The organism is uncultured Cyclobacterium sp., from assembly GCF_963977555.1.
In the GTDB taxonomy this organism is placed as follows: Bacteria; Bacteroidota; Bacteroidia; order Cytophagales; family Cyclobacteriaceae; genus Cyclobacterium.
This window is the reverse complement of record NZ_CAXBPD010000019.1, coordinates 133,165-143,645: the sequence shown is the minus strand read 5'-3', so window position 1 is coordinate 143,645 and position 10,481 is coordinate 133,165. Positions and strand designations below refer to the sequence as shown.

At 30.4% G+C, this 10,481-nt stretch carries 9 protein-coding genes; all 9 read right to left on the bottom strand.

Annotated elements, in window-relative coordinates; translation table 11 throughout:
• Nucleotides 1-169: 169 nt before the first annotated feature.
• A complete protein-coding gene (locus AAC073_RS20410) occupies nucleotides 170-1,120 on the bottom strand; it encodes a glycosyltransferase family A protein (RefSeq protein WP_339925663.1) in 951 nt (316 codons plus the stop codon).
• Nucleotides 1,121-1,137: 17 nt separating this feature from the next.
• Nucleotides 1,138-1,710 carry a class I SAM-dependent methyltransferase gene (locus AAC073_RS20405; RefSeq protein WP_339925662.1) on the bottom strand — a complete coding sequence of 191 codons (573 nt, stop codon included), beginning with the start codon at nucleotides 1,708-1,710 and terminating at the stop codon, nucleotides 1,138-1,140.
• Between the two features lie 228 nt (nucleotides 1,711-1,938).
• A complete protein-coding gene (locus AAC073_RS20400; protein ID WP_339925661.1) occupies nucleotides 1,939-2,814 on the bottom strand; it encodes a glycosyltransferase family 2 protein in 876 nt (291 codons plus the stop codon).
• Nucleotides 2,814-3,722: a glycosyltransferase family 2 protein gene (locus AAC073_RS20395; protein WP_339925660.1), complete on the bottom strand. Its 909-nt coding sequence runs from the start codon at nucleotides 3,720-3,722 to the stop codon at nucleotides 2,814-2,816. Before AAC073_RS20395 ends, AAC073_RS20400 begins: the two co-directional genes overlap by 1 nt.
• 1 nt (nucleotide 3,723) lies before the next feature.
• The gene (locus AAC073_RS20390; RefSeq protein WP_339925659.1) at nucleotides 3,724-4,923 is read right to left on the bottom strand and encodes a glycosyltransferase; all 1,200 of its coding nucleotides are present in this window, start codon (nucleotides 4,921-4,923) and stop codon (nucleotides 3,724-3,726) included.
• Complete coding sequence (locus tag AAC073_RS20385) at nucleotides 4,911-5,678, bottom strand: FkbM family methyltransferase (protein ID WP_339925658.1); 768 nt, start codon at nucleotides 5,676-5,678, stop codon at nucleotides 4,911-4,913. Before AAC073_RS20385 ends, AAC073_RS20390 begins: the two co-directional genes overlap by 13 nt.
• A 111-nt stretch (nucleotides 5,679-5,789) precedes the next feature.
• Nucleotides 5,790-6,632, bottom strand: coding sequence for a hypothetical protein (locus AAC073_RS20380; protein WP_339925657.1), 843 nt, complete (start codon nucleotides 6,630-6,632; stop codon nucleotides 5,790-5,792).
• Entirely contained in the window at nucleotides 6,616-7,410 is a 795-nt protein-coding gene (locus AAC073_RS20375; protein WP_339925656.1) for an FkbM family methyltransferase, read from the bottom strand. Before AAC073_RS20375 ends, AAC073_RS20380 begins: the two co-directional genes overlap by 17 nt.
• Before the next feature lie 305 nt (nucleotides 7,411-7,715).
• Nucleotides 7,716-9,521, bottom strand: coding sequence for an ABC transporter ATP-binding protein (locus AAC073_RS20370; protein ID WP_339925655.1), 1,806 nt, complete (start codon nucleotides 9,519-9,521; stop codon nucleotides 7,716-7,718).
• Nucleotides 9,522-10,481: the final 960 nt, after the last annotated feature.

The window sequence follows — 10,481 nt, the reverse complement described above, 5'->3', positions numbered from 1 at the left end:
CAAAATAAAATTTTGAACTAAAACTTGATATTATACACAATTCATTGCGAGGAGGAACGACGAAGCAATCTCTCTGCTTTAGGGGATTGCTTCGGGACCTTACCGATTAAAATAAATATCTCTTACACTTGCCCCTCGCAATGACGGTAAATCCTATTACGGAAGTTTGTTAACCCATAAATCTTTTTAATCGAAGAGCATTTTTAAATCCCAATATTTTAGAAACTTGCTGAAATTTTGGTCCTCCAATGTACGTTTTTTCAGGCATTCCCAAACTTTTCATTAGCCCCTCTGCTTTCGCAATTAAATGAGGGTATTTAGGGAAACAATCATATATAAATTTTTGATAAACTTTCTTTAAGGCCTTTCTAACCCGATCTGAGTCTTCTACAGAAAGCACATTCAGTTCATAAGTTTGGTAAGAATTCAAAAGTGAAATAAATGCTTTTTCAGACTTCTGCTGGGAAACATTGGATAATCCGGGTTGTCGGTAATAAACCCTGCCATGTGGATCATAAAGAACTTCATTTGCGTGAAGCAAAATTCTTAAAAAAAATTCACCATCCTGATTGATAATTAGGGATTCATCCCAGTCTCCTGCTTTTTCTATTAAAGATCTATGGGAAAGATAAGCTGCAGGCTGCATCATTTCTTGTTGATTCCAAAATCTCAAAACACATTCTATACCCGATTCAAAATCTTTAAAAATTCCATAAGGAATACAGAAATATTCAGATGGTTTTTCTTTAAACATAACCCATTCACACGAAGAAATGACTGCCGGAGATTGACCATTTAACAAATATATTTGCTTCTCTATTTTATCAGGTGACAATAAATCATCTGCATCCAAAAACTGAAGATACTCTCCTTGGCTTGCTTGAATCCCTACATTGTTCGCTTGGGATACTCCACCATTTACCTGATCGATTAAAACGACCTTATCTGGATACTTCTCCTTATATCCCTCCAAGATAACCAATGAATCATCCGTCGAACCGTCATTGACTAAAACAACCTCAATATTCGGGTAAGTCTGACCGAATGCAGAATCCAAAGTCTCTTTGATAAAGGATGATTTATTGTAAACAGGGATGATAATTGATACTAAGGGATCCAAAATAATTTGCTTAGTGATTAAGAAATTTCTTTTATGGCAAAACTTGGGGAAATCTCTCTTTCCATAGTCAAATAAATAATTTCCCAATTGTATTCTTTACAAAATTCATAAACAGCTTCTATGACACCATATTTCCAAGGGACATCTATTTCTCCAACAATAAAATCGTGACCTGCTATTATACCTCCATTTTTCATTTTAGGTCTGTACAATTCAAGCTCTAATTTAGTTACTTTATAAGAATGTGCCGTATCTATATAAATCCAGTCAAAATATTCATTTTCAAAGTCCTTAATTACATCTGTAGAATAACCTCTATTGATAATCACCTGACCAGAATCTAACTGTTTTGAAAATTTTTGACTAACCTTCTGAAAAAGTGTTTCAGGATAGCGTTTACTTTGCCACACATCAATCAAGTGTAGCTTAGCCGGTTTATTAAAATGGAGAATTTTTTCACTAAAACCTCCAAAATCTACTCCTAATTCCGCCACTACACCACCTTTAGGTAGGCGTTCCAACAATGCTTCTCTGCTGACCAAAGCCCTTAGGTTAACGACATGCTCTTCTTCAATTTTTGGCAATGGCATAGTTTCAAATTTTGGCCGTACCATAAGATTGTATTTTTCAACAAAAAACTTGAACACCTTGCTTTTTAAACCTACCAACATAGATTTTGCTTTAAATTCGTTAAATTATTAAGAAATTTCAAAAGACTTATTTACCACAGACATTAATTGCCTTTAAAAGACACAAACAATACTTTAAGACAATTTTTTTCATCCGTCTAAAACAAATCATTTACTCGACAACTATATTCATCTTTTAGTCTCTCCTCCTAAAATCAAAATAAAATATTCTTTTATGACACCTAAATTGAGTGCATTGCAAACCATAAATATTTTGAGAGATTCATGAAAAGGCACTGTGAAAATTTTTTTTAAAGAAAAGCGATATCTCCTAAAAACGAAATTTAAAGTATATTTTAAAAATCCAATTTTATTTTTCATAAATCTACGAGTATAAGCTCCTCCTATGATCCGTCTATATCGAAAAACCAAATCTTTGGTAAAATAACGAGCAGGATGCCTATTGATTAATTCAGAAATATAAAGAACGCTGTATCTAGAAGATATTCTCAATGATAAATCTGTATCGCCATTAGATTTTAAATCCTCTCTAAATCCACCAAACTCATTTAGTACTGCTTTATACGAAAACCAATTTCCTGCACCACACGCACCTTCTTTAGCATAGCCTTCGAAATCAAAACCGGTGTATTTTTCGTAAGTCTCAGCTGGACTAAGTTTTTGAGGGTCCTTATAAAAAAGGGGTACAGGCCCAGTTAAAATTCCAATTTTCGACTCATCATCATTTTTAAACCTATTAAATGCAACTTGAATCCACTTTGGATCAGGAAGCATATCTGAATCAGTAAAGCCAATAATATTACCTTTTGCAAATTTCACTCCAATGTTTCTTGCTGCGTAAGAGCCAGGGGTTGGTTCTTCCAAAATCTTTAACGTATAGCAAACATTAAATTCCTCTGGAAAACTTAAAGGTATTAAAGGATCGTTATTTACCACCAATACTTCCCAGTATTCTTTCCCAAGCTCTTGGTGCTCTAAAAGGGCTAATAAATTTAATAAGCGCACCTTATCCTTATAATAAGGAATAACAATAGATATGTACATCAAAATTTTTTAGCCATTATTTTATAAAACAACTGTGCGAAAACTTTTCTAATTGGTAATAAGCTTATTCTCCAAATTTTATACAATATCTTCCTAAAAAAGTTAATTCTAATAGAATTGGTCTGAGATCTGGCAAAAAAGTATATTAGGCTCCTATACTCACAATCATACAGATTATTTATCCCAATATTATCAATCCAAACAAATAACATCTTAAGCAGTGATTTCGTATTTCGATGAATTATTCGATTAGATTTATGCCTTCTTGCTACAGAAACAGGTTTTCGAAGTTGGCTAGGAAAAAACAAATATTTTCTAGCCACTCGAAACCATAATTCAGAATCTTGATGTAAAGGTAACCTAGGATCGAACATTCCAACATCATCAAAAACCTGTCTTCTAAAAGTATTTGCATTGGTATGGCCTAAAATAATATCTCCTTTTAAAATGTGACAATAAACCTCTTTAACATTTTCAGACTGTAATGTATTAAGAAAATCTTCTTGACAGCCAAACAACTCATTACTACCGTCAGGATATTGGATAGTCGATAAAGAAAATGTTGCCATTATGGAAGTGTTTTTAAACAGTATTTTATCTTCAACAAATCTATCAGGCAAGTACCAATCATCGGCATCTAAAAATGCGATATACTCGTTTTTGGCTTTTACAATTCCTAAGTTTCTACTATGACCAACACCTTTATTTTCCCCTTCTGGATGTCTTAAAAGTACAATGTTATTATATTCCGCTTTTAAATTTCGGCATACCTTTAAAGAATCATCTTTTGAGCCGTCTTCAATCAATATAACTTCGTCTACTTCTGGTTGAGCCAAAGCGGACTCTACTGCTTTCTTTAAGAAGCTACTAACGTTATAAATTGGAATAATTACAGAGACCTTAAACAACTTAACTTATTTTGTAAAACGAAATCATTTTTTTTAAAAAAGAATTTCGGCCGCATTGATTTACAGCCAGTTTTCGAATTGTTTCGGGAGAGTATTTAGAATAATTACTTTTAATATGAAAAATAGCATTGGCTAAAGCTTTAGAATCTTTCACCGGAACCACTAATCCTACCTCTTTGTTAACACTGTCTTCTGATCCACCATTGGCTGTACTCACTATAGGAAGCCCACACATCATGGCCTCCCTAATGGCTATTCCATGAGGCTCTTGAATAGTTGGAGATACAAATACATGAGAAGTATTCAGGATACTAGAGATTTGAGCTCTTTCAATAAATGGTTCAAAAATTCCGTAATTGTAAATACCCAGTTCTTTACTTTTTCTAATAAAGATATTGGAAGCTGAATCATTAGAATCTTCATCTGCCCCCTTACCAATCATAATGAATTTAAAATCCTGAGTTATTTTCATTAATTCAGCGATGCCTTCCAAAAAGGTGTCAAAGCCCTTTATGGGGAATGAATTAAGAATAGTAATTATGGTAAATACCTTTTTTCTATCCTCTAATCGGATTTGGTATTTTGTTTCGTCAACAAAATTCCAGATAACTTCAGGGTTACAATTTGGCTGATTCATCAAAACTTGACGGCGTTCATCAAAACTAACTGCAGCTGTTTTAATTGCGACTTCAAAAGCATGTAAAATCAATTTAGCTCTAATCCTTGAATAATAGTGAAATACAAAAACCTGGTGCTCTAAAATGACAAATGGTATTTTATGAATTTTTGATATATCATGTGCATAAATTCCCGCATCCATACCACTTTGAGCGTGAATTAGGTTGGGAACCCAATTAAAACCAATAAAATTTTGAAAGGATTTTTGATACAATTGCATTTCAAAAAACCTTTGAAGTCTATCAGGAATCCTTCTATTAACTGGAAGATTAAATCCAAAAGCAACTGGTCCTTGTTGAATTTTGCTAGCTGATATTGGCCAATCAGACTTTAACAAAGATTTTAAGAACAGCCAAACCCACCTGATCAATGTAAAAGATTTCTTTTCTCCATACAAAACACGCAAATCTAATCCTTCTTTTCCTTGAAGGAAATTTGCCTGTTCCTGAAAGAAAGAGCCTCTTAATGGCTTCTGGGGAGTAGGGTACCAAGATGGGATAATTAGGATTTTTAAATTCGGCATTTAATTTTCAAATTTTTTCTAATACATACTAAATCCAATTCATCCTTGAATAAAAAGTAGTCATCACAAAAAATAGCAATCGCTTTATTTTGCTCAATTTCAGCCAAATTTTTAAATTCAAACTTAACCATTTTAGCTTTAAATTTAGTAAAATCAATAGATTTAAGAATTTCAAAATCATACCCCTCTGTATCTATTTGCAAATAGTCAACATTTGAAAATTGAGGATATGATTCTAACAAATAGTCAAAAGTTATACCCTCCACTTTAACTGTTGAAATCTCCTCCAATTTCACATTTAAATTAGTAAGGTGTTGAATATCTACAGAACCAATTCCAGCGGCCCATGCAGGATGGTTTTTCAAGCCAATTTCATTCAATTCAAAAAGTTTCAAAATTCCACTTTTTTCGAATATCGCATAGGGAAGAAGTAGAATGGATTTAAAATTTCTATAATTCAATTTTAATTGTTCAAAATACCTTGGGGAAGGTTCTAATATGATACCTTTTGAAGCCCTACTTGTAATTTTATCGAATATAGAATCAAAACTAATGCCGTCATTTCCACCTATTTGAATAAAATTAAATTTCTTGTTAATTGGGAAATTAGATTCAAAAGTTCTGTCAAAGTCAAATACAATATCCCATTTAATAAATTTATTACCAATAATTATTTTTGTGAATGGTGAATAAAAATTCAACATTGCTAATAATCGATTGTATATGAAAATATTAATAAAATGCTTCAACCTCATATGAAAAATTTAAAACCAAGTAATAAATAATATTAATAAATTATTTTATATAATTTTAATTAAAATTTCAATTAAAAAGAAATGATATGATATATAAATGTCAAATTAAAATCAATTTTCAATTTGTAAAGAAATGACAGGTACACCTGATAAACGGCCTGCTATCTTGGAATAGGAACTCCAGTATGACCCATAAATTTTAGAAGTTTTTGAGAGGAGATATAGTTCAATAAGGCCATCAACAATTCCTTCTTTGGTATCTCTTCCAAAAACTTTTGACATAAATACAATTCGACCTTTATATTTTAATTTTAATTCACTAATTACACTTATGTCGTCAGAAGCAATATAAGCTTTTAATTCCAAGTCATTTTTAAATTCATTATCTAAAACTTCTTCAAAAAGAATCAATGGACTAGACTTGATTGCTATATTATGATCGGTTCTTCTAACATGAATTCCAAAAGTTTTTTTGTCGAAATTTAAATTAACTAAAATACGAGCTAATCTTGTTTCTAGATCAGATCTAATTTTAATACTCCTCAACCCTTCATTAAATTGATAAACCTCTTCACAAGTATTAAAGAAAATAACATTATTATCATTAATAATTGAAACAACTTCATCGTATCCTTTATGCATATCGGAATCAAATACACAATAGTCAATACCTATAAGAAAATTTATTAACTTTGCTACTTTCTTCTTAAATAATGACTTTTGATAAGATGTTTTAACATATTTAAAAGAACCTAAATCCTTCAATACCTCAAAATCAGGATGTTCTTGAAATAAATCAAAATAGTTTGCATTTAATTCATCGTTTGCCAACCAAATTATTTTCAGTTTAGCATTAAACATTTTTTTGAGAAATAAAAATGAGGAAATTACCCTCATTCTATTTCCTAAACCACCGAAAGGTTTAACAATAAATGTTTTATTTAATTCTTTCATTTTTTGAATAAAACAAATCTTTAGATAAAACCATAGATTTTCCTTTAATATTATCTTTATCCAAAGGATGCGGAAATTTAGTCTGATATTCCTCTAAAACTCCACTATCCTTTCTCAAAAAAGTAACTTCAATAATTTTAGGTATTTTAATATCATTCTTTACAATTGATCCATAACTATTATTTGGATGTATATGTACAACACTATGATTTACCAGAAGTTTAGAAAATGCTACCTCAATAATACTAAAAAAATGAGGATGCCAAATTGATTCAAGACTGTGAAATTCAATTATGATAATCCTAAATTTATTAAGTAATTTTTCAGAAATATTAATTATTGAAGCATATTCGAACCCTTCTATATCCATTTGAAGAAGAAAGTCAGTATCTGACTTTTTGGAAGTTTTTATTACCCATTTGTCAATAGTAATGAACTCTTCGGAGTTGATGCATCCGATATGTTTTTTTAAAAAATGAAATTTATTGCCTTTAAGGTTTGGCTTACTTACAGTTTTATCTGCCATATAAACTTTCATTCCTCGATTGATACAGTCTTTTTCAAACTCACTAATATCAGAAACTCCAGGCGAATAGCATGCCCCTATTTCTGATAGGTTGTCAGGAACTAAATACCCGCCATCAAAATTTGCTCCCATTCTAATAAAATCATGTTTTGTTTTTTTAGGGTAAATCTTCTTCAAAAATTCGAGCATCTTTTCTTTGGAGACACTTCTAATAATGTCATAATTTCGTCTTTCAATTTTAGAAATTATCATTTTTTTAATAGATGTAAACATATCATTTCTGAAACTTATGTAAACTAATAAAATATTAATTATATTATTTAATTTTCAATAAAAATAAAAGTTCTATCCTCATTAGGATTGTGATAATTTCGAATTAAAGAACTAATGTTAGCTATGGATCTAAAAGTAGAAATTGAGTCTACCATAGAACCATCCATCATAATTACTATTGATGTAAGCAACTAGGAATCAAAAAAAACAGATAAAACTGCTCTTTCGAAATTGTCTTAATTATTACATTTATTAATTATTTTAAATTATTAATCTAGGATAAACTAAAATTCTTGCAATGAAACCATTTTTTTAAACTGAGGAGAACTTGTTACTAATTCCGAAAAAGTGCCTTGCTGTTCTAACATACCTTCTCTTAATAATAGGATGTTATCAGCATTTCGAACTGTTGACAATCTGTGTGCTATAATTATTATAGTTATTTTACCTTTTAATGCATCAATATTCATTTGAATATTTTTTTCTACTTCTGAATCGAGGGCTGATGTAGCTTCATCCATTAACAAAAAATCAACTTGTTTGTAGAGTTCACGGGCTATAGCAATCCGCTGTTTCTGGCCACCACTCACTATGATTCCATTATTACCTAATGATTCATTTTCTTTATTTTCCAATTTATCAATAAAATCAAGTACGGATGCCTTCCTAAGTGCCTCCCTACATTTACCCCTGTTTTCTGGAGTATCTTTATCCCAAAAAGTAACATTATTAAACACAGTATCATTAAATATAACAGGCTCTTGGGTAATATACCCTATTCGTGATTGTAAGCTTTCTCTGTTTAAATCAGCTATAGAAATACCATCGATTGTAATATATCCCTTATCTGGCAATAATAGGCCTGAAATAAGATTCATTAAAGTAGTTTTACCAGAACCACTCTCACCTACAATGGCCATAGTTTGGTTTTTTTTAAGCTTAAATGATACATCATTGATAATAGATTGATTGGAAATCCCAAAACAAACACAATCAAAACATAGCTCATAATGAAATCTTTGGAAAACTTTACTGCCTTGATGTTCCTCTCCTATTTTAAGTTCGTTCATAAACGATTTAATGTTTTCCAAAGATCCGTAATTGGCCATCACTTCATTCCAATATCCTTGTAATGCCATTAGGTAAGTAAGCGATCTATAAAAAAACAACAAGCTCAAAAGTATTGCACCTAAGCTACCTCCAAATACTAAAATTTCTAACAAAATAACACCAATTACTATTACAACAATTATTGGTTCTCTAATCGCTGTTACCACCGAAGACAAAAATCCAAGATTTATGTATTGGTCTTCAATGGTTTGAATTTTCTCTTTTAGGTTGACACCATATTTCTTAAGAGTACCAGTAGCTTTTAGGTATTTAAAATGTCCAACCAATTGAATTAAGAATCCTTGAAAAAGATGGGTGTTTTCAGTAATTTTTATAGAATAAATTTTGGTTTTTTTATAAATCACCGAATATAACATATTTGAAAGCAAACCACCTAAAACAACGAATAAGGTAAATTGAGGGTTAACATTCATAGCCATTGTTACATATACCACAATCATAGCTATTGCCTGAAGGAAAAAAAAATAATTACTAAATGCAGTCACAACCCGAACAACTTCACCACTCACAGTATTTTGAATTCTACCCGAATCTGCCTTGGTAAAGTGTAAGAAATTATAGCCAATTAGTAAGTCGACTGTTGAAAAGCGAAGCTTTTTTATGAAATTCCTACGCAATAATGTAGCATAGTAGGATTCAATAAACTTAAACCCACCCTTGATAATAAAAAAAGATACCATAAACAATAATACCACAGGCACGGTTAATTCCAAACCAATACTTTTCAACCAATCAACAACAAACCCAAGTCCCCCTAAACCTTCTCCTTGGCTAGTTCCACCATCTATTAGTTCTAGCAATGGAAGAAACATAGTCAATCCTAATCCATCCATTAGAGCAACGCACATACTCAAAAAAAAAGCAATCAGCATTTTGTTCCCTAAATGTTGATAAAAATAGGTGAAATAATAAAAATACCGTTTGACAAATATTTTAAGTTTTGTTTTCAAATTTTCCAAGATTTAATTTTTAATTAAATTTATAAATACAAATCAATTTAAATTATCACTTTTACTCACCATTCTTTTGTCTAAAAAACCTAAAGAGTATGAAAATATCAATTAATCCAGCTTGTTATTTTTCTTAAACTTATTTATAGTTTCATTAGAAATAGAATCTTGAAGAATTGGATTGATTCAATTGAGGAATTGGTCTATTCAATTTCATATTAAATAGACCAGAATAAATTTGAGTCGAATCACTAAGAATTTTCATATTTCCTATGATAAATAATGATCTAAAACCTTTTGATAATTATCAGGACCATATTTAAAAACCCAGCAATATAATTCCTTTCTTTTAAAAGAAACTCATCCAACGAATAACCTTTCGCATAATTATGACCTTTTTGTTGGCTATACGAATATAATGAAATCCGATGAGACAAAGGATCTCATAAAAATATCAATAATTTAATTCTTTGGATTTGAAGAACCTGTGGGTATCTTGTACTTAAACTATACATAGGAGAAAAGTAATTTCCGGCTAGAACTTGATAAGGTTTTAACCTTAAATAATATGGAGTATTAAATTCAAATCGTTTTAATTCTTCCTTACCATTTTCTTTATCAAAATAAAACACCTGTGGTGGGTAATCCTCAATTAGACAAAAAAACTCTTTTAGTGTCACCAAAAAGCTAATTCCTCCACATTTAGGAATATGATTATATATGAAAATTATATTTTCTCCAAATATTTTATCCCTCCCTCTCTTATTGAAGTAATACCTTAAGACTGGTCTAACCCTTAAATAGGCGTTTTTTAATTTTTGATATAAAATGCTTTTTCGAATAAAGATCAACTTTTTTTTCTTAATTATAAAACTCAATCGATTATATAATATTATTAATGATTAAAGTTGACATTATAATTGATTAAAAATATTGAGATACATTATTCAATTGAAAAAAATGAATTTA

What these genes read in the sequence shown, in the direction of transcription:
- AAC073_RS20400 (WP_339925661.1), bottom strand. Translation starts at nt 2,814, where the DNA reads ATGTACATATCTATTGTTATTCCTTATTATAAGGATAAGGTGCGCTTA.
- AAC073_RS20390 (WP_339925659.1), bottom strand. Translation starts at nt 4,923, where the DNA reads ATGCCGAATTTAAAAATCCTAATTATCCCATCTTGGTACCCTACTCCC.
- AAC073_RS20385 (WP_339925658.1), bottom strand. Translation starts at nt 5,678, where the DNA reads ATGAGGTTGAAGCATTTTATTAATATTTTCATATACAATCGATTATTA.
- AAC073_RS20375 (WP_339925656.1), bottom strand. Translation starts at nt 7,410, where the DNA reads ATGATAATTTCTAAAATTGAAAGACGAAATTATGACATTATTAGAAGT.
- AAC073_RS20405 (WP_339925662.1), bottom strand. Translation starts at nt 1,710, where the DNA reads ATGCCATTGCCAAAAATTGAAGAAGAGCATGTCGTTAACCTAAGGGCT.
- AAC073_RS20380 (WP_339925657.1), bottom strand. Translation starts at nt 6,632, where the DNA reads ATGAAAGAATTAAATAAAACATTTATTGTTAAACCTTTCGGTGGTTTA.